The sequence below is a fragment of the Variovorax sp. UC122_21 genome, assembly GCF_044056785.1.
Taxonomy (GTDB): Bacteria; Pseudomonadota; Gammaproteobacteria; order Burkholderiales; family Burkholderiaceae_C; genus Variovorax.
The window spans coordinates 5,367,939-5,387,206 of sequence record NZ_CP172004.1 but is presented as its reverse complement, the minus strand read 5'-3'; the positions used below and the strand labels follow the sequence as shown (position 1 = coordinate 5,387,206).

The following is a 19,268-nucleotide window of genomic DNA, read 5'->3' as shown; positions in this document are numbered from 1 at the left end:
ATGTTGGAACTTCGCGCCGCCACCGACCGTGGAACCGCCAATTTCGGCTGGCTCCAGTCGCGCCACACCTTCTCCTTCGGCCACTACCACGACGCGCAGCAGCAGGGCTTCTCCGACCTGCTGGTGATCAACGACGACCGCGTGACGCCGGGCCGCGGCTTCGGCACCCATCCGCACCGCGACATGGAGATCTTTTCGTACGTGCTCGAAGGCGCGCTCGAACACAAGGACTCGATGGGCACGGGCTCGGTGATCCATCCGGGCGACGTGCAGATGATGAGCGCCGGCACGGGCGTGCGGCACAGCGAGTTCAACGCCTCGGCCGTGGACCCGGTGCATTTCCTGCAGATCTGGATCGTGCCCGGTGCGCGCGGCGTGGCGCCGCGCTACCAGCAGGTGCACTTCGACGCCGAGCAAAAGCGCGGCCGGCTGCGGCTGATCATTTCGCCCGACGGCGACCAGGGCTCGCTCGCGGTGCACCAGGACGCCCGCGTCTACGCCGGCCTGTTCGACGGCGCCGAGACCGCCTCGCTGCAACTGGCCGCCGACCGCTATGCCTATGTGCACGTGGCCCGCGGCAGCGTGGACGTGAACGGCCAGCGCATGGCCGAGGGCGACGGTGCCCGCATCCGCCTCGCGCAGCAACTGAGCTTCGCCAACGGCGACGACGCCGAGGTGCTGGTGTTCGACCTGCGGCCGAACGAGCTGCCGGCGCTCTGATTTCCTTTCTCTCCCTCTTTCTTTTCCCAACCTCGTTTTTTCAGGAGTCTTCCCATGTCCATCAAAGCCACCCCCACCGCCGGCGCCACCCTGCTGACCCCCACCGACCACATGCTGGTGATGATCGACTTCCAGTCGCAGATGGCCTTCGCCACGCACTCGATCGACGCGGTGAACCTGCGCAACAACGCCGCGCTGGTGGCGCAGGCGGCGGCAGGCTTCGGCGTGTCGACCATCCTCACGACGGTGGCAGAGAAGAGCTTCTCGGGCCCGATGTTCGACGAGATCACGGCCGCCTTCCCCGGGCAGAAGATGCTGGACCGCACCTCGATGAACACCTGGGAGGACGCGGCCGTGATCGAGCGCGTGAATGAGATCGGCAAGCCGCGCATCGTGCTCGCGGGCCTGTGGACCAGCGTGTGCATCGTGGGCCCGGCGCTGTCGGCGCTGGACCAGGGCTTCGAGGTCTATGTGATCGCCGATGCCTGCGGCGACGTGTCGGCCGAGGCGCACGAGCGCGCGATGCAGCGCATGGTGCAGGCCGGCGCGCGGCCGATGACCTCGCTGCAGTACCTGCTCGAGCTGCAGCGCGACTGGGCGCGCGGCGACACCTACGAGCTCACGACCGGCATCGCGAAGAAGGTGGGCGGCGCCTACGGCATCGGCATCAACTACGCCAAGAGCATGTTCGGCGCCCACGAAGGCTGAGTCCCGGCAACGAACGCAACAACGAACAGAGAGCGCCGGCCATGAAGCCCTATGTCGTCTCCCTTGCGCTGGGCCTGCTGGTCGGCGTGATCTACGCGCTGTTCCAGGTGCGCTCGCCGGCGCCGCCGGTGATCGCGCTGGTCGGCCTGCTCGGCATCCTGCTCGGGGAGCAACTGCCGCCGCTGGTGCGGCAGGTGTTCGAGCGCCCCGCGGCCACCTCGTGGCTGCATCACCAGGTCAAGCCGCACGTGTTCGGCGAACTGCCGAAGTGCGTGCAGCCCGAAGCGACGAAGACCGCCGCCGCCCACTCGTCCGACAGGAACGACGCATGAGCACCCCCGACCCGCAACGCCGCCAGCTCCTGGGCGCCCTCGGCGCCTTCGCCGCCACCTCCCTCGCATCCACCCCGACCATGGCCAACAACCAGACCCCCGACCTCATCCTGCGCAACGGCCGCTTCACCACGCTGGACCGCGCCAACCCCACGGCCGACGCCGTGGCCATCAAGGACGGCCGCTACACCCGCGTGGGCCGCGCCGAAGACGTGCTGCCGCTGGCCGGCCCGAACACCCGCGTGATCGACCTGCAAGGCCAGCGCGTGCTGCCGGGGCTGATCGACAACCACCTGCACATCATCCGCGGCGGCCTCAACTACAACATGGAGCTGCGCTGGGACGGCGTGAGGAGCCTGGCCGACGCGATGGGCATGCTCAAGCGCCAGGTGGCGATCACGCCGGCGCCGCAATGGGTGCGCGTGGTGGGCGGCTTCACCGAGCACCAGTTCGTGGAGAAGCGGCTGCCGACCATCGCCGAACTCAACGCCGTGGCGCCCGACACGCCGGTGTTCATCCTGCACCTGTACGACCGCGCGCTGCTCAACGGCGCCGCGCTGCGCGCCGTGGGCTACACCAGGGACACGCCGGCGCCGCACGGCGGCGAGATCGTGCGCGATGCCGCCGGCAACCCGACCGGCCTGCTGCTGGCCAAGCCCAATGCCGCGATCCTCTACGCCACGCTGGCCAAGGGCCCGAAGCTGCCCTTCGACTACCAGCTCAATTCGACGCGCCACTTCATGCGCGAGCTCAATCGCCTGGGCGTGACCGGCGCGCTCGACGCGGGCGGCGGCTTCCAGAACTATCCCGACGACTACGCGGTGATCCGGAAGCTGGCCGACGACGGGCAGCTCACGATCCGCCTGGCCTACAACCTGTTCACGCAGAAGGCCAAGGAGGAGAAGGCCGACTTCCTGAACTGGACCAAGACCTCCCGATACAAGCAGGGCGACGACTACTTCCGCCACAACGGCGCGGGCGAGATGCTGGTGTTCTCGGCCGCCGACTTCGAGGACTTCCGCGAGCCGCGGCCCGAGATGGGCCCCGAGATGGAGGGCGAGCTCGAGGAGGTGGTGCGCATCCTGGCGCAGAACCGCTGGCCCTGGCGCATGCACGCGACCTACGACGAGACCATCAGCCGCTCGCTCGACGTGTTCGAGAAGGTCAACAAGGACACGCCGCTGGCCGGCCTGAACTGGTTCTTCGACCATGCCGAGACGATCTCCGAGGAATCGATGGACCGCATCGCGGCGCTCGGCGGTGGCGTGGCGGTGCAGCACCGCATGGCCTACCAGGGCGAGTACTTCGTCGAGCGCTACGGCGCGGGCGCGGCCGAGGCCACGCCGCCGGTCAAGAAGATGCTGGAGCGCGGCCTCAAGGTCTCGGCCGGCACCGACGCGACGCGCGTGGCTTCCTACAACCCGTGGGTGTCGCTGTGTTGGCTGGTCACGGGCAAGACGGTGGGTGGCATGCAGCTCTATCCGCAGCGCAACTGCCTCGACCGCGAGGGCGCGCTGCGCATGTGGACCGAGAACGTCACCTGGTTCTCGAACGAGGAGGGCAAGAAGGGCCGCATCCAGGCCGGCCAGCTCGCCGACCTGGTGGTGCCCGACCGCGACTACTTCGGCTGCGCCGAATCGGAGATCGCCGACATCACGGCGCTGCTGACGATGGTGGGCGGCAAGGTGGTCTATGGCGCGGGCCGCTTCGCGTCGCTCGACGAGGGCGCGCCGCCGCCCGCGATGCCCGACTGGTCGCCGGCGCGCACCTTCGGCGGTTATGCCGGTTGGGCCGACACGAAGGGCGTGCACGGTGCCGAAGGCGCGCCGATGCAGAAGGTCATGCGCAACGCGGCTGCATCCTGCGGCTGCGCCAACGACTGCAACGTGCATGGCCACAGCCACGCGACGGCCTGGAGCAGCAAGCTGCCGATCGCCTACCTCAAGAGCTTCTGGGGCGCGCTGGGCTGCGCCTGCTGGGGCGGTGTGATGGCGATGCGCTGGACCACCTCTTCGGCCGTGCGCTGGATCGCCTTGCTGCTGTTGTGCGCGGCCTACCTGCAGGGCGGGCTCAACAAGGCGATGGACTTCGACGCGGCGATCGCCGAGATGAACCACTTCGGCCTGTCGCCGGCCGGCCCGCTGGCCGCGGCGGTGATCGTGCTCGAGCTCGGCGCTGCGGCGCTGATCCTCGCGGGCTTCTGGCGCTGGCTCGGCGCGCTCGCGCTGGCGGGCTTCACGCTGATGGCGACCTTCGTCGCGCTGCGTTTCTGGGAGATGCCGCTGGGGCATGAGCGCTTCATGGCCGCCAACTCCTTCTTCGAACACCTGGGACTGGTCGGCGGCTTCGTGCTCGTGGCCTGGCTCGACCTCAAGGAACGCCGCGATGACTGAAGCCCTCAAGACCGCCAAGCCCGGCGCCTTCGCCCCGCTGCGCCAGCCGGTGTTCGCGGTGCTGTGGGCCGCCACGGTGCTCGGCAACATCGGCAGCTTCATGCGCGACGTGGCGAGCTCGTGGCTGGTGACCGACCTCTCGGCCAGCCCGACCGCGGTGGCGCTGATCCAGACCGCGGCCACCTTGCCGGTGTTCCTGCTGGCGATCCCGGCCGGCGTGCTGTCGGACATCCTCGACCGGCGCCGCTTCCTGATCTTCGTGCAGCTGGTGCTGGCGGCGGTCAGCGGCAGCCTGCTGGTGCTCTCGCACACCGGCGCGCTGACGGTCGAGTACCTGATCGCGCTGACCTTCGTGGGCGGCATCGGCGCGGCGCTGATGGGACCGACCTGGCAATCGATCGTGCCCGAGCTGGTGCCGCGTTCGGACCTCAAGGGCGCGGTGGCGCTGAACTCGCTGGGCATCAACATCGCGCGCTCGATCGGCCCGGCCGCGGGCGGGCTGATCCTCGCGAGCTTCGGCGCGGCCGTCACCTACGGCGTGGACGTGCTGAGCTACGTGTTCGTGATCGCGGCGCTCTTGTGGTGGAAGCGGCCGGCGGCCGTCGACAGCGGGCTGTCGGAGAACTTCCTCGGTGCCTTCCGCGCCGGCCTGCGCTACACGCGCTCCAGCAAGGAACTGCACGTGGTGCTGCTGCGCGCGGCGGTGTTCTTCCTGTTCGCGAGTTCGGTGTGGGCGCTGCTGCCGCTGGTGGCGCGCCAGATGCTCGGCGGCAGCGCCGGCTTCTACGGCGTGCTGCTGGGCGCGGTGGGCGCTGGCGCCATCGGCGGCGCGCTGCTGATGCCGCGGATGCGCGAGCGGCTCGATGCCGACGGCATGCTGCTGCTGGCCTCGGTGCTGACGGCGGCGGTGATGGGCGCGCTGGTGCTGGCGCCGCCCCAGTGGCTGGCCGTGGCACTGCTGCTGGTGCTGGGCCTGGGCTGGATCGTGGCGCTGACCACGCTCAACGGCGTGGCGCAGTCGATCCTGCCGAACTGGGTGCGCGGACGCGGCCTGGCGGTCTACCTCACGGTGTTCAACGGCGCGATGGCCGCGGGCAGCCTGGGCTGGGGCCTGGTGGCGCAGCAGATCGGCGTGCCGTTCACGCTGGTGGCGGGCGCGGTGGGGCTGGTGGTGGCGGGGTTGATCTTCCACCGCGTGAAGCTGCCCGCGGGCGAAGCCGACCTGCAGGCCTCGAACCACTGGCCCGAACCGCTGGTGGCCGAGCCCGTGGCGCACGACCGCGGGCCCGTGATGATCCAGGTCGAGTACCGCATCCGCAAGGACGACCGGCCCGCCTTCATGGCCGCGATGAAGCGCCTGTCGCTCGAACGCCGCCGCGATGGCGCCTATGCCTGGGGCCTGCACGAGCACACGGCCGACCCGGAACGGATCATGGAATGGTTCCTCGTCGAGTCGTGGGCCGAGCACCTGCGCCAGCACCACCGCGTGTCGCAGGCCGATGCGGACCTGCAGGGCGAGGCACTGCGCTTCCATGCGGGGCCGGGCAAGCCGGAGGTGCATCACTTCCTGTCGCTCTGAGCCTTCCTTCTTTCCCCTTCCGTTTCTTTCAACCCCTCACCAAGGAAAAACCATGACCACACTGACCCTTCGCGACGGCACCGAGCTCTACTACAAGGACTGGGGCAGCGGCCAGCCGATCCTGTTCAGCCACGGCTGGCCCCTGAGCGCCGACATGTGGGACAGCCAGATGCAGTTCTTCGCCGAACGCGGCTACCGCGCCATCGCCTTCGACCGCCGCGGCTTCGGCCGCTCGAGCCAGCCCTGGACCGGCTTCGACTACGACACCTTCGCCGACGACATCGCCGAACTGATCGAGAAGCTCGACCTGAAGAACGTGGTGCTCGCGGGCTTCTCGATGGGCGGCGGCGACGTCACGCGCTACATCGCGCGCCACGGCTCGGCGCGGGTGGCGAAGCTGGCGCTGATCAGCGCGGTGACGCCGCTGTTCATGAAGACGGCCGACCACCCGGTGGGCCCCGACAAGTCCGTGTTCGACGGCATCCGCGCCGGCCTCGCGGCCGACCGGGCGCAGTTCCTCGACGACTTCAGCACCATCTTCTACGGCACCAACCGGCCGGGCGCGGCGGTGTCGCAGGGCGTGTTCAAGCAGACGCTGCAGATCGCGCTGCAGGCCTCGCTGAAGGCGACGATCGATTGCGTGACCGCGTTCTCCGAGACCGACTTCCGCCCCGACATGGCGAAGATCGACGTGCCCACGCTGGTGATCCATGGCGACGACGACCAGGTCGTGCCCTTCGAGGCCACGGGCAAGCTGGCGCACGAGCTGATCGCGGGCAGCCGGCTCGAGGTGTACGCGGGTGCGCCGCATGCGACCTGCACCACGCACCGCGACCGCGTGAACGCGGACCTGCTGGGCTTCGTGCAGGGCTGAGCGGGGGGCGAGCGGGCGCGGCGGCGGCGCCCGGCCGCTTTTCCTTTGGGCCCGCTGGCGCCAGGGCCGGTGCCGCTGGCGATAATCCGTCGATGCGAATCCGCTTTACCAAGATGCAGGGGGCCGGCAACGATTTCGTCGTGCTCGACGAAACGCGCGGCACGCTGGGCCTCACGGCCGCGCAGTACCGCTTCCTGGCCGACCGCCACTTCGGCGTCGGCGCCGACCAGATCCTCACGGTGCGGCCCGCGCGCGCCGCGGGCACCGACTTCCAGTACGTGATCCACAACGCCGACGGCGGCGAGGTCGAGCAGTGCGGCAATGGCGCGCGCTGCTTCATGCGCTTCGTGCGCGAGCACGGCCTGACCGACAAGGACTCGGTGCGCGTCGAAACGCTCGCCGGCGTGATCGAGCCGCGCATGGGCGACGACGGCCGTGTGACGGTCGACATGGGCGCGCCGATCTTCGAACCCGAGCGCGTGCCCTTCGACACGGCCGGGCTCGATCCGCAGCCCGAGGGCGGCTGGCACACCTGGCACCTGGCGCTGGGCACGCAGGCCGGCAGCGCTATCGTTTCGGTAGCGGTGCTGTCGATGGGCAATCCGCACGCGGTGCAGATCGTCGACGACGTCGAGACCGCGCCCGTGGCCGAGCAGGGTCCGCAGGTCGAGCACCATCCGCGCTTTCCGCAGCGCGTGAACGCCGGTTTCATGCAGGTCGTGAGCCGCACGCAGGTGAAGCTGCGTGTGTTCGAGCGCGGCGCGGGCGAAACCCTGGCCTGCGGCACCGGCGCCTGCGCGGCGGTGGTGGCGGGCATCCGCCTCGGACTGCTGGACCGCCGGGTCGACGTGCAGACGCACGGCGGCATGCTCACCATCGAATGGCAGGGCGAGGGCCGGCCGGTGCTGATGACGGGCCCGGCCACCACGGTGTTCGAGGGCGACATCGAGGTGCCGGAGCTGCCATGACCCTTCCCACGAACCACCAAGACGCGAACGCCATGAACCCGATCACCGAAGACGACATCGCGAACTACCTGGCGAACACGCCCGACTTCTTCGAGCGCCATGCCCAGCTGCTGGCGCAGGTGCAGCTCACCAGCCCGCACGGCAACCGCGCCGTGAGCCTGCAGGAGCGCCAGGCCGAGATGCTGCGCGAGAAGATCAAGGCGCTCGAGCACCGGGTGATGGACATGGTGCGCCACGGCACCGAGAACGTGGTGATCGCCGACCGGCTGCAGCGCTGGACCGCGGGCCTCCTGACCACGCGCGACCCGCGCAGCCTGCCCTACCGCATCGCGGTCGACCTGCAGTCGCTGTTCCTGGTGCCGCAGACGGCCATCAAGGTGTGGGACTGCGGCACCGAATACCTCAACGAGGCCTATGCGCAGTGGGTCAGCGACGACGTGAAGGCGCTCGCGACCTCGCTGACCGCGCCGTACTGCGGCCTCAACGCGGGCTTCGAGGCGGCCAACTGGCTGCCCGAGCCGAAATGCCGCGGCCTCGATCTCGCTGATCCCGCTGCGCGCCGAGCCCAACGGCCCGGCCTTCGGCCTGCTGGTGCTGGCCTCGCCCGACGCGCAGCGCTTCAACGCCGAGATGGGCACCGACTTCCTCGAGCGCATCGCCGAACTGGCCTCGGGCGCGCTGTCGCGGCTGCGGCCTTGATCCGTCCCGTCGCGGCGCTGGGGCGCCTGTGGCGCCGGGTGCCGCGCGTGCTGCGGGTCGCGGCCTGGGCGGTGTTCGGCTTCGGCGTGGTCGTCTATGCGGCAGCCTGGACGGTGGTGTGGCAGGGCGCGCGCGAGGCGCTCGCCAACCCGCCGCAGCGCGCGGCCGATGCCGCGCTGGTGCTCGGCAACCGCGCCTACCTGCGCGGCAAGCCCAATCCCTGCCTGACCGGGCGCGTCGACGAGGGCGTGGCCCTGGCGCGCGCCGGGCTGGCGCGCGAGCTGCTGTTCTCGGGCGGCGTCGACAGCGAGGACGGCCGCATCGAGGCCGAGGTGATGGAGCAGCATGCGCGCGCCGTGGGCCACGGCGGGCCGATGCGGCAGGAGCGGGTGTCGAGCTCGACGCGGCTGAACCTTGCACTCTCGACGCCGATGCTGCAGGCGGCCGGCGTGCGCAGCGTGATCGTGGTGTCGGAGCCCTACCACCTGTGGCGCGTGAAGCGGCTGGCGCGCAATAGCGGCTTCGATCGCGCCTTCGACGTGCAGTACGCGGCCGCGCCCTCGAGCTGCTGGCGACGCTGGGGCATGGTCTTCAAGGGCGCATTGCGCGAGCCGCTCGCGGTCGTGAACAATGCCGCGCATGGCTACCTCTTCTAGCGCGGCCGGGGCCGAGGCCCCGCCCGCCGACTCGGGCTGGATCGAGAAATACCTGGAGTACGTGCGCGTGGAGCGCCGGCTGTCGGCGCGCACGCTCGAGCTCTACAGCTACCACCTGAAGGAACTGGCGGCGAACGCGGCCGAGGCGAAGCTGCCGCTGGACCGCGTGCAGACCGCGCACGTGCGCCGCTGGATGGCGCAGCTGCATGGCTCGGGCCGCGAGCCGCGCGGCATCGCGCTGGTGCTGTCGTGCTGGCGCAGCTTCTACCGCTGGCTCGGGCACGAGAAGCTGATCGGCTTCAACCCGGTGCAGGACGTGCACGCCCCCAAGGCCGACCGCCCGCTGCCCAAGGCCCTGGGCGTGGACGACGCGGTGCGGCTGGCCGAGCTGCACGACGCCGAGGCCGACCCCTGGACCGAGACCCGCGACCGCGCGATCGTCGAGGTGCTCTACGGTTGCGGCCTGCGCGTGAGCGAGCTCACGGGGCTCGACGCGCGCGCGAGCCAGACCGCGCGCGGCTGGATCGACATGGACGCCCACGAGGCCAGCGTGCTCGGCAAGGGCAGCAAGCGGCGCATGGTGCCGGTGGGCTCGAAGGCCATCGAGGCGCTGACGGCCTGGCTCGCGGTGCGCGGCGACTGCGCGGCGCTCACGGCCGCCGCCCTGCGCGAACCGGCCGAGGCGGCGGCGCTCTTCATCAGCGCCAAGGGCGTGCGGATGTCGTCGCAGGCGGTCTGGAAGCTGCTGCGCGGGCGCAGCCTCAAGGCCGGCCTCGCGACGCCGGTGCATCCGCACATGCTGCGCCATTCCTTCGCGAGCCACCTGCTGCAGTCGAGCAGCGACCTGCGCGCGGTGCAGGACCTGCTGGGGCACGCGAACATCGCGACCACGCAGGTCTACACGCGGCTCGATTTCCAGCACCTGGCGCGCGCCTACGATGCGGCGCATCCGCGCGCGCGGGCTCGCGACGACGATGGCGGCAGTGGCAGCAGCCGTGGCGTCAAGAAAACTCCCGACAAGAAAACATGAAATCCCTCCGACTCAAGCCCGGCAAGGAGCGCTCGCTGCAGCGCCGCCATCCCTGGGTGTTCGAATCCGCCATCGCGCGCGGCGGCGCCGATGCCGGCGAGACCGTGCGCATCGAATCGCACGACGGTGCCTTCCTCGCCTGGGCGGCGTTCAGCCCCGATTCCAAAATCCGCGCGCGCGCCTGGAGCTTCGTCGAGACGCAGCGCATCGACGCGGCCTTCCTCGCGTCGGTGGTGGCGCGCGCGGTCGCGGCACGCGGCCTGTTCGAGCTCCAGAGCGACGGCGTGCGGCTGGTGCATGGCGAGGCCGACGGCCTGCCGGGCCTGATCGTGGACCGCTACGGCGACACGCTGGTGGCGCAGTTCCTGTCGGCCGGCGTGGAGCGCTGGAAAGCCGTGCTGGCCGATGCGCTGCTTAAGGCGACCGGCCTTTCGAAGCTCTACGAGCGCTCGGACGCCAGCGGCCGCGAGCGCGAGGGGCTCAAGCCCGTGACGGGCTGGCTGCGCGGACAGGACGAGGCGACCGAGATCGTGATCCGCGAGCACGACTGGAAGCTGTCGCTGGACATCGCCACCGGCCACAAGACCGGCTTCTACCTCGACCAGCGCGACAGCCGCCGGCGCTTCGCCGAGATGGCGCGGCACCGGCGTTTCCGACGCGTGCTCAACTGCTTCTGCTACACGGGCGGCTTCACGGTGGCGGCGCTCGCGGGCCTGAAGGCGGCGGACGCGGTGAAGGGCGCCTCGCTGGTGTCGGTCGATTCCTCGCTGCCGGCGCTCGAGCGCGCGCGCGGCCACCTGGCGCTCAACGGCTTCGACGCGGCGGCCGACGGCTTCGAGGCCGAGTTCCTCGACGCCAACGTCAACACCGTGCTGCGCGAGTTCCTCGACCAGGGGCGCAGCTTCGACGCCATCGTGCTCGATCCGCCGAAGTTCGCGCCCACGGTGGCGCATGCCGAGCGCGCCGCGCGCGCCTACAAGGACATCAACCGGCTCGCGCTCAAGCTGCTCGAGCCGGGCGGGGTGCTCTTGACCTTCTCGTGCTCGGGCGGCGTGGGCGCCGACCTGTTCCACAAGATCGTGGCCTCGGCCGGGCTCGATGCCGGCGTGGACGGCTACATCGCCGAGCGCCTGGGCGCGGCGCCCGACCATCCGATGACCATCGAATTCCCCGAGGGCGAGTACCTCAAGGGGCTGGCGGTGGTGCGAAAACCCGCTTGACCGTGCCGGCCGAAGGGGGCTTGGCCCCCGCGGCAACGCAACTCAGTGGCACTGGCTACACTGCCCGCCAGTTTCCCGCTTTCCGATCCATTCCATCCGTTTTCCGCTTCCGGAGCACCCCATGGCCCTGATTCCCGCCACCATCCTCACCGGCTTCCTCGGCTCGGGCAAGACGACCTTGCTCAAGCGCATCCTGACCGAGGCCCACGGCCAGAAGATCGCGGTCATCGAGAACGAGTTCGGCGAGGAGAACATCGACAGCGACATTCTCGTGACCGAATCGAAGGAGCAGATCGTGCAGATGAGCAACGGCTGCGTCTGCTGCACCATCCGCGAAGACCTGCGCGAGGCGCTGCAGCTGCTGGCCGCCAAGAAGCGCCAGGGCCTGCTGGAGTTCGACCGCGTGGTGATCGAGACCACGGGCCTGGCCGATCCCGGCCCGGTGGCGCAGACCTTCTTCATGGACGACGAGATCGCCGAGAGCTACCTGCTCGACTCGATCCTGACCCTGGTCGACGCCAAGCACGCGCCGCAGCAGCTCAACGACCGCCAGGAGGCGCGCCGCCAAGTGGGCTTCGCCGACCAGATCTTCATCAGCAAGAGCGAGCTGGTGTCGGCCGAGGAGACCGAGGCGCTGATCCATCGCCTCAAGCACATGAACCCGCGCGCGCCGCAGCAGAAGGCGCACTTCGGCGACGTGCCGCTCAAGGACATCTTCGACCTGCGCGGCTTCAACCTGAACGCCAAGCTCGACATCGACCCGACTTCCTGAAGGAAGACGACCACGACCATCACGACCATGACCACGCGCATGGCGAGCATTGCGACCATCCCTCGCACAAGCACGAGGGCCATGGCCACCATCACCACACGGACGACGACGTCAAGAGCTTCGTCTACAAGGCCGACCGCGCCTTCGACCCGGCCAAGCTGGAAGACTTCCTGGGCGCGATCGTCAACATCTACGGCCCGCGCATGCTGCGCTACAAGGGCGTGCTCAACATGAAGGGCACCGAGCGCAAGGTGATCTTCCAGGGCGTGCACCAGCTGATGGGCAGCGACCTCGGTCCCGAATGGGGCAAGGACGAGCAGCGCCAGAGCCGCATGGTGTTCATCGGCATCGAGCTGCCGCGCGAGATCCTCGAGCAGGGGCTCGAGCAGTGCCTGGTATGACAAGGTATGAATAAACCTACTGCGCGCCCCGATCTCGCACCTGCGGTCCTCACCGTACAAGGTACGGCTCCGGTCCTCGGCGCGACCTCGGGGCGCTCGCTACGGTTTCTTCACACCTTGTGAGGCTTCCGAATGAAGAAAAGGCGCCGGCCGCGAGGCCTGGCGCCTTTTTATTTGGCGGGCAGCTCGACGGGCTTGCCGATCAGCTTGAGCTGGCCGCCGCTGAACTCGACCTGGCTGGTCACGTCGTCGCCAGCGCGCTTCAGGTAGCCCTGCTGCTCGAACTGTTCGATCATCAGCGCGGCCACTTCGGGCGACGGCGCCTGGCTGCCGCTGGCGGACTCGGCGATCTTCTCGATCCACTTCACCGGCAGCCGCCCGTTGGCCTTGAGCACGCCGCGCTTGAGCAGCAGCGCATTGCCGGGCAGCTGCAGGTCCTCGTCGGTCACGCCGGCCATGGCGACCGAGTAGCTGAACTCGGCGCGCTGGCCGTCGATCTCGACCAGCAGCCGGTCGAGGCCGACTTCGGGGCCGGGCTTGGCCATGGCCTTGAGATCGGGCGCGAGCTGGTCGGCCAGCGCGCGCAGCGCGGCCTGCGAGGCCTTGCCGCGGACGCAGCCGTTGGCGGCGGCCGAGCGGGTCCAGGCCTCGGCCAGCTTGCGGTAGCCGGCGACGTCGATGCGGCGCGTGCTGCTGGCCATCTCGAAGCCGTCGATGCGGGTCGCGCCGACCGAGCCCGTGCCCTTGAAGGTGGCGGTGCCGGTGTAGAGGCCGTTCTCGATGGTGGCGTCGCTGGCGGCGTCGAGGCCCTGCAGCACGATGGCGGGGAAGGGCTTGGCGAGGGCGGCGTCGGCATCGGCCTTCTTGCCGGTCACCGTGAATTCCAGCGCGTCGAGCCGGCCCGCGCTCTTGCCGGTGGCCAGCATCCAGCCGTGGCGGATGTCCAGGTCGGCCCGGGCGCCGAGCTTGCCCATCTTGAGGTTGACGCCGTTGCGCAGGTCCGCGGCCTCGAAGCCGGGCAGGGCGAGTTCGTAGTGCGCCTCGGTGCGCGCGCCGTCGACCCGCACGCGCAGCTGTGCGCCCTGCCAGGAGACGCGGGTCTTGCCCTCGTCGGCGAACTGGCCGGGCGCGAGCGTGATCTCGCTCGCGTAGCCGCCGTCGAAGCCGACCCGGGTGTGGGCGCCGAAGGGCCGGGCGTCGCCGAACACCTTCCTGGCCTCGGCCTGGCCCTTGATGTCGAGCAGCAGTTCGCTGTCGATGGTGGCCGCGGCGAGGCTGCCGCCGGCCAGCGGGCCGTGGCGGATGGTGTCGCGGAAACTCAGGCGCAGCGGCCTGGACGGGGTCGGCGCGGCGTCCTCGCCATCCTCTTCCTCCGTGTCCGCGGGCGGCGCGCCGGCCACGGCGGCGTCGGCCGGGCAACCGAGCTCCAGCGTCACGGTGCTGACCGCGCCGAGGAAGCCGCGCTCGTAGCTGCGTTCGGTCACGCGCACCAGCGCGCTCTGCTGCGGCAGCTGCGCGAAGGCGCTGTCGTAGACCGATTTCACCTTGTTGCCGGCCCACCAGGTGCTGCCGGCATAGGCCAGCGCGATCGCGGCGGCCAGGACGCCCAGGACTGTCTTCTTCTTGCTCAAGTTCGGCTTTCTTGTAGGGGTATCCAGGGCGATTCGGCCCCTGGCGCCGGCCCTCCGCCGGCGCGGCGCGATGCTACCGGAGCGCCGTGGGTCCCAAACGCATCGCCCGCGCATTCGAGTTCTCTATACAATCGCGCGCCTGTTGAAAACGCCAGGTCCCCCCGCAAGGGGGCGGCGGGGGTCGAAGACAGGAGGGCGCCGCATGTTTGCGGCGGGCTTTCGGGGGTATAACCCCGGGGTTCGCCGACCGGCGGATGCCCTCGACAACGCGGAGCCCGCACGGCCCACCAGGTCCGCAGTGGCTCCCATGGGAGGAGACACCAGTGAAAGCGCGTTCCAGTTCGTCCAAGGAGCCAGTCACCGTGAAGAAGCCCGCCGCCAAGGCCACGCCAGCATCCAGGACCGACGCCACCAAGGCGACGGCCGCGAAGCCGGCTGTACCGGCGGCCAAGAAAGCATCTTCCGCGACGGCGACCGTGGCGAAGAAGGAAGGCGCCGCAGCGAAGAGCGTCAAGACAGAGAAGACCGCAACGCCCACGGCCAAGGCCGCGAGCGCATCGGCGAAGAAAGCAGTTCATCCCGCCACCAAGCCTGCCAGCGAGCCGGCGGCAACCGTCCCGGCCAAGAGCGCGAGCAAGACAGCCAAAGCGGGTCCATCGTCCACCAAACCCGTCGGCCCGCGTGCCGTTTCACCTGTTTCCTCGATCCCCATGAAAAAAACGGCTGCCGCCTCTTCCTCCGCCCCGGCGACACCTTCGACCCCCGAGCCCGAAGTCGCCACGGCCACCGCCGCGCCCGCGCCCGCCCGTGGCGGCCGCGTGTCCCGCCTGTCGCAACTGACGGTGCCCTCGATGCCGCAATCGGTGGCATCGACCGCCGCCAAGTCCAGCTTTATCCAGTCCGCCTCGCAGGCGCTGGTTCCGCCTCCCCCCGTGAATGTGAAGAAAGATCCGAAGTTGGCCAACAACTGGAAGACCAAGTCCGTCGAAGAACTCAGCGATGCCGAAGTCATCGCGATGCCCGATTCCGAGTACATGAACGAAAAGCAGATGGCGTTCTTCCGCCTGAAGCTCGTCGAACTCAAGCGCGGCATTCTCGAGAATGCCGGCGAAACCACCGAGCACCTGCGTGAAGACACGGTGGTCGTGCCCGATCCGGCCGACCGCGCCACCATCGAGGAAGAACATGCCCTCGAACTGCGCACCCGCGACCGCGAGCGCAAGCTGCTGAAGAAGATCGAGCAGTCGATCCAGCGCATCGACGCTGGCGACTACGGCTACTGCGACGAAACCGGCGAGCCGATCGGCGTCGGCCGCCTGCTGGCCCGCCCGACCGCCACGCTGTCGCTCGAAGCGCAGCAGCGCCGCGAGCTCAAGCAGAAGATGTTCGGGGGACTGAGCGCCGGTTCTCCGGCCCGGCTCCGACCGTCGTCCATCGCTCGCGAATGCCAAAGGAAGAAACGGGCCGCCTGCTCTCCAAGGTGGCGAAGTTCGTCCGCAATCCGCTCAAGGATTGGTCGGAGCTGGACACCACCCCCTCGAATTCGAACGCCTCCGACTCCTCGCTGCCCGACCCGGCCTACAGCCGGGAAATGCTCAAGGAGATGATCGAACGGCGCCAGCGCAACGATTTCGTGCGCCGGCGCGAGTTCGACATGCTGCGCAAGCTGCGCCAGCGCGAGGCCGCCGCCCACGCCTTCGATGCGACGGCCACGCCGTCGTCGTTCAACATCAACAGCACCTCGGAGAAATCCGAGGGCCGCGCGCTCACGCTCAAGAAGATCGACGAGATCGAGGAGCAGATGTCGCAGCAGTGGTGGAAGGGGCGCGGACCGAACGGCGAGACGCTGGTCAAGTCGCCGCCCGACGCGGGCGCCGAGACGCTTGCGCCGGCCGACACCGACGCGCTGCTCGAGCCGCCCTCCCGGCCGGTGCCCGCGCCGGTGGCGCCCGCGGCCGTGGCCACGGCCTCGCCCAGCGGCACCCACATGGCGAGCCGGCTCGCGCAGGACGGCGCGCTCGAGGAGGCGGTGATCCGCTTCGCGCACGGCGATGACGTCGGCGCCGAGGCGATCCTGCTGCAGGCGCTGGCCTCCGAGGGCGCCAGCGGCACCGACGAAACCCATGCCGCCACGGCCGAGCGCGACGACGCCCGCTGGCGCGCGCTGTTCGACCTTTACCGCGCCACCGGCGACGCCGCCAAGTTCGCGGCCGCGCGCATGCGCTATGCCCAGCGCATGCGGCGCATGGGCCCCGACTGGGTGGCGCTCGATGAACTGGCGCGCAGCGTGAAGGCGGTGGCCGCCAGCGAGGAGGGCGACAGCGCGCCCGCCGAAGGCGCGGCCGACTGGGCCGCGCCGGCGAAGCTGGCGCGCGACGGCCTGGTGGCGCTCACGCGGGCACTGTCGCAGGCCGGCTCGGTCTGGACGCTCGACTGGCGCGCGCTGGGCGGGATCGGCGCCGACGCCGCGGCGCCGCTGCGCGTGCTGTTCGCGCACTGGGCCGATTCGCCGGTCAAGCTGCGCTTCATCGGCGCGGCGCAGCTGCTGGCGGTACTGGCCGAGGCCGCGCCCAACAACGAGCGCGGCATCGACGACGTCTGGTGGCAGCTGCACATGGCCGCGCTGCGGCTGATGCACCTGCCCGACGACTTCGAGCTGGTGGCGCTCAACTACTGCATCACCTACGAGGTGTCGCCGCCGTCCTGGCAGGACCCGCGCGGCGAATACAGCGCCGTGGCCGCGCCGGTGTCCACGCCGTCGCGCATGGGCTCGGTCTGGTCGCTGCTGTCGGTGGGCGAGTCCGAGAGCTTCCCCTCGGCCGGCAGCGGCTTCGCGGCGCTCGCGGGCGACCTGCGCGGCGAGTCGCCGTCGAACCTTCAGCGGCTCGATGCCGACCTGCGCGGCGGCACCGCGCCCGTGATCTCCTGCGCCGCGCTGCTGCGCATGGACCTGGCCGCGGCCGGCTCGCTGCTGGGCTGGGTGCGCGAGCGCGACGCCAAGGGCGAGCGGGTGCAGTTCGTCGATGCGCACCGGCTGATCGCGACCCTGTTCGGGCTGGTGGGCATCGCCGACCACGCGACGGTCGCGGTGCGCAAGAACTAGGCAAGAACCAGGCTTGCAAGCCGCCCGGCGCGGACTTGCATTGCCCCGTCCAGGCCCCAGATGGCTGCGATGGAACAATTTCACGGCACCACCATCGTGAGCGTGCGCCGCAAGACCCCCCAGGGCGACCAGGTCGCCATCGGCGGGGACGGGCAGGTCACACTCGGAAACATCGTCATCAAGGGCACGGCGCGCAAGGTGCGGCGGCTCTACCACGGCAAGGTGCTGGCCGGCTTCGCCGGCGCCACGGCCGACGCCTTCACCCTGTTCGAACGCTTCGAGGCCAAGCTCGAGAAGCACCAGGGCCATCTCTCGCGCGCCGCGGTCGAACTGACCAAGGACTGGCGCACCGACCGCGTGCTGCGCCGCCTCGAGGCCATGCTGGCCGTGGCCGATGCCACCACCTCGCTGATCATCACCGGCAACGGCGACGTGCTGGAGCCCGAGAACGGTGTGATCGCCATCGGTTCGGGCGGTGCCTACGCGCAGTCGGCGGCCAAGGCGCTGCTCGACAACACCGAACTCACGGCCGAGCAGATCGTGAAGAAATCGCTGGAGATAGCGGGCGAACTCTGCATTTACACGAACATGAACCACACCGTCGAGACGCTCTGAGGCCCGCCACCATGTCCATGACCCCCCAGGAAATCGTCTCCGAACTCGACAACCACATCGTCGGCCAGCCGCAGGCCAAGCGCGCCGTGGCCATCGCCCTGCGCAACCGCTGGCGCCGCCAGCAGGTCGACGACAAACTGCGCGCCGAGATCACGCCCAAGAACATCCTCATGATCGGCCCCACGGGCGTGGGCAAGACCGAGATCGCACGCCGCCTCGCGCGGCTGGCCGACGCGCCCTTCATCAAGGTCGAGGCCACCAAGTTCACCGAGGTGGGCTACGTGGGCAAGGACGTCGACTCGATCATCCGCGACCTGGCCGAGATCGCCGTCAAGCAGACCCGCGAGGCCGAGAGCGCCAAGGTGCGCGCGCGTGCCGAGGACGCGGCCGAGGAGCGCATCCTCGACGTGCTGCTGCCGCCCGCGCGGCTGGCCGACGGCACCGCGCCCGACAGCGGCAACGCCACGCGCCAGGCCTTCCGCAAGAAGCTGCGCGAGCACCAGCTCGACGACAAGGAGATCGAGATCGACCTGGTCGAGACGCGCGCGCCGCTCGAGATCATGGGCCCCGCCGGCATGGAGGAGATGGCCGAGCAGCTCAAGGGCATGTTCGGCCAGATGGGCCAGGGCAAGCGCAAGACGCGCAAGCTCAAGATCGCCGAGGCGATGCGCTTCCTGATCGACGAGGAAGCGGCCAAGCTGGTGAACGAGGACGAGATCCGCACCCAGGCGATCGCCAATGCCGAGCAGAACGGCATCGTGTTCATCGACGAGATCGACAAGGTCGCCACCCGCAGCGAGGCGCAGGGCACCGACGTCTCGCGCCAGGGCGTGCAGCGCGACCTGCTGCCGCTGGTCGAGGGCACGGCCGTGAGCACCAAGTACGGCGTGGTGCGCACCGACCACATGCTGTTCATCGCGAGCGGCGCCTTCCACCTGAGCAAGCCCAGCGACCTGATCCCCGAGCTGCAGGGGCGCTTCCCGATCCGCGTCGAGCTGCAGTCGCTGTCGGTGGCGGACTTCGAGAGCATCCTCACGCAGACCCGCGCCTCGCTCGTGAAGCAATACCAGGCGCTGCTGGCCACCGAGGGCGTCACGCTCGACTTCACGCCCGAGGGCGTGACGCGTCTCGCGAGCATCGCCTTCGAGGTCAACGAGCGCACCGAGAACATCGGCGCACGCCGGCTGTCGACGGTGATGGAGCGTCTTCTCGATGAAGTAAGCTTCGACGCGGCCCGTCTCGAGGGCCAGACGATCCGCATCGATGCCGCCTACGTGGACCAACGCCTGGCGGCACTAAGTCACGACGAAGACCTGTCGCGCTTCATCCTCTGAAGTCGCCGCCCTTGCCCCTGTTACAGGGGCAATGCTTCACGCATCACATTCACTGCGTGAGCTAAGTCCTTCTTTCTCAACGAAATTCGCCGATTCCAGAATCTTGGAATCGGCGCTAAGTCGTTGATTCCATTACAAAAAATACCCCGCACGCCTGGTTGCGCAGGAAGTGTTTCCTGCTACAGTGCAAAAAAGTGCAGTTAAGTGGGAAAAAGTGCGAGTAGTGTGCCCTT

At 69.6% G+C, this 19,268-nt stretch carries 14 protein-coding genes and 4 pseudogenes; 17 read left to right on the top strand and 1 reads right to left on the bottom strand.

Annotation, left to right across the window (positions count from 1 at the left end; translation table 11 throughout):
* From ACHMXE_RS38055 to ACHMXE_RS37995, 13 genes and pseudogenes are all read left to right on the top strand, one after another.
* Positions 1-720, top strand: coding sequence for a pirin family protein (locus tag ACHMXE_RS38055; RefSeq protein WP_395348872.1), 720 nt, complete (start codon positions 1-3; stop codon positions 718-720).
* Positions 721-774: 54 nt separating this feature from the next.
* Positions 775-1,428 carry a hydrolase gene (locus ACHMXE_RS38050; protein WP_395348871.1) on the top strand — a complete coding sequence of 218 codons (654 nt, stop codon included), beginning with the start codon at positions 775-777 and terminating at the stop codon, positions 1,426-1,428.
* 41 nt (positions 1,429-1,469) lie between these two features.
* Entirely contained in the window at positions 1,470-1,760 is a 291-nt protein-coding gene (locus ACHMXE_RS38045) for a DUF1427 family protein (RefSeq protein ID WP_395348870.1), read from the top strand.
* 80 nt (positions 1,761-1,840) lie between these two features.
* Positions 1,841-3,739: pseudogene (locus tag ACHMXE_RS38040) on the top strand (amidohydrolase); the annotation flags it as partial.
* Positions 3,740-3,748: 9 nt separating this feature from the next.
* Complete coding sequence (locus ACHMXE_RS38035; protein ID WP_395352984.1) at positions 3,749-4,153, top strand: DoxX family protein; 405 nt, start codon at positions 3,749-3,751, stop codon at positions 4,151-4,153.
* On the top strand, positions 4,146-5,732 hold the full coding sequence (locus ACHMXE_RS38030) for an MFS transporter (RefSeq protein ID WP_395348869.1): 1,587 nt from the start codon (positions 4,146-4,148) through the stop codon (positions 5,730-5,732). Before ACHMXE_RS38035 ends, ACHMXE_RS38030 begins: the two co-directional genes overlap by 8 nt.
* A 52-nt stretch (positions 5,733-5,784) precedes the next feature.
* Entirely contained in the window at positions 5,785-6,606 is an 822-nt protein-coding gene (locus ACHMXE_RS38025) for an alpha/beta fold hydrolase (protein WP_209542587.1), read from the top strand.
* 92 nt (positions 6,607-6,698) lie between these two features.
* Positions 6,699-7,574: a diaminopimelate epimerase gene (gene dapF, locus ACHMXE_RS38020; protein WP_395348867.1), complete on the top strand. Its 876-nt coding sequence runs from the start codon at positions 6,699-6,701 to the stop codon at positions 7,572-7,574.
* Positions 7,571-8,273: pseudogene (locus tag ACHMXE_RS38015) on the top strand (DUF484 family protein). The gene dapF and the pseudogene ACHMXE_RS38015 overlap by 4 nt, the downstream one beginning before the upstream one ends.
* Before the next feature lie 38 nt (positions 8,274-8,311).
* Positions 8,312-8,929 carry a YdcF family protein gene (locus ACHMXE_RS38010; protein ID WP_395352982.1) on the top strand — a complete coding sequence of 206 codons (618 nt, stop codon included), beginning with the start codon at positions 8,312-8,314 and terminating at the stop codon, positions 8,927-8,929.
* Positions 8,913-9,959 (top strand): tyrosine recombinase XerC, encoded by a 1,047-nt coding sequence (locus ACHMXE_RS38005; protein ID WP_395348865.1) that lies wholly within the window; start codon positions 8,913-8,915, stop codon positions 9,957-9,959. Before ACHMXE_RS38010 ends, ACHMXE_RS38005 begins: the two co-directional genes overlap by 17 nt.
* Positions 9,956-11,179, top strand: a complete 1,224-nt coding sequence (locus tag ACHMXE_RS38000; RefSeq protein ID WP_395348864.1) for a class I SAM-dependent rRNA methyltransferase — start codon at positions 9,956-9,958, stop codon at positions 11,177-11,179. The genes ACHMXE_RS38005 and ACHMXE_RS38000 overlap by 4 nt, the downstream gene beginning before the upstream one ends.
* Before the next feature lie 121 nt (positions 11,180-11,300).
* Positions 11,301-12,352, top strand: a pseudogene (locus tag ACHMXE_RS37995) (CobW family GTP-binding protein).
* 170 nt (positions 12,353-12,522) lie between these two features.
* On the opposite strand, the gene ACHMXE_RS37990 reads toward ACHMXE_RS37995, so the two are convergent.
* Positions 12,523-13,983 (bottom strand): YdgA family protein, encoded by a 1,461-nt coding sequence (locus ACHMXE_RS37990; protein ID WP_395348863.1) that lies wholly within the window; start codon positions 13,981-13,983, stop codon positions 12,523-12,525.
* Positions 13,984-14,693: 710 nt separating this feature from the next.
* Between ACHMXE_RS37990 and dksA the strand changes: the two are divergent.
* The 4 genes and pseudogenes from dksA to hslU all read left to right on the top strand — a co-directional run.
* A pseudogene (dksA, locus tag ACHMXE_RS37985) lies at positions 14,694-15,374 on the top strand (RNA polymerase-binding protein DksA); the annotation flags it as partial.
* Between the two features lie 89 nt (positions 15,375-15,463).
* Positions 15,464-17,086, top strand: coding sequence for an STAS domain-containing protein (locus ACHMXE_RS37980; protein ID WP_395348861.1), 1,623 nt, complete (start codon positions 15,464-15,466; stop codon positions 17,084-17,086).
* 69 nt (positions 17,087-17,155) lie between these two features.
* Positions 17,156-17,701, top strand: coding sequence for an ATP-dependent protease subunit HslV (gene hslV, locus ACHMXE_RS37975; RefSeq protein ID WP_057597019.1), 546 nt, complete (start codon positions 17,156-17,158; stop codon positions 17,699-17,701).
* Positions 17,702-17,712: 11 nt separating this feature from the next.
* The gene (hslU, locus tag ACHMXE_RS37970; RefSeq protein WP_209542595.1) at positions 17,713-19,035 is read left to right on the top strand and encodes an ATP-dependent protease ATPase subunit HslU; all 1,323 of its coding nucleotides are present in this window, start codon (positions 17,713-17,715) and stop codon (positions 19,033-19,035) included.
* The last annotated feature ends 233 nt before the right edge of the window (positions 19,036-19,268 follow it).

Coding starts and splice junctions, on each gene's coding strand:
- dapF (WP_395348867.1), top strand. CDS start 6,699: ATGCGAATCCGCTTTACCAAGATGCAGGGGGCCGGCAACGATTTCGTC.
- ACHMXE_RS38050 (WP_395348871.1), top strand. CDS start 775: ATGTCCATCAAAGCCACCCCCACCGCCGGCGCCACCCTGCTGACCCCC.
- ACHMXE_RS38045 (WP_395348870.1), top strand. CDS start 1,470: ATGAAGCCCTATGTCGTCTCCCTTGCGCTGGGCCTGCTGGTCGGCGTG.
- ACHMXE_RS38055 (WP_395348872.1), top strand. CDS start 1: ATGTTGGAACTTCGCGCCGCCACCGACCGTGGAACCGCCAATTTCGGC.
- ACHMXE_RS38025 (WP_209542587.1), top strand. CDS start 5,785: ATGACCACACTGACCCTTCGCGACGGCACCGAGCTCTACTACAAGGAC.
- ACHMXE_RS38035 (WP_395352984.1), top strand. CDS start 3,749: ATGGCGATGCGCTGGACCACCTCTTCGGCCGTGCGCTGGATCGCCTTG.
- hslU (WP_209542595.1), top strand. CDS start 17,713: ATGTCCATGACCCCCCAGGAAATCGTCTCCGAACTCGACAACCACATC.
- hslV (WP_057597019.1), top strand. CDS start 17,156: ATGGAACAATTTCACGGCACCACCATCGTGAGCGTGCGCCGCAAGACC.
- ACHMXE_RS38000 (WP_395348864.1), top strand. CDS start 9,956: ATGAAATCCCTCCGACTCAAGCCCGGCAAGGAGCGCTCGCTGCAGCGC.
- ACHMXE_RS38005 (WP_395348865.1), top strand. CDS start 8,913: ATGGCTACCTCTTCTAGCGCGGCCGGGGCCGAGGCCCCGCCCGCCGAC.
- ACHMXE_RS38030 (WP_395348869.1), top strand. CDS start 4,146: ATGACTGAAGCCCTCAAGACCGCCAAGCCCGGCGCCTTCGCCCCGCTG.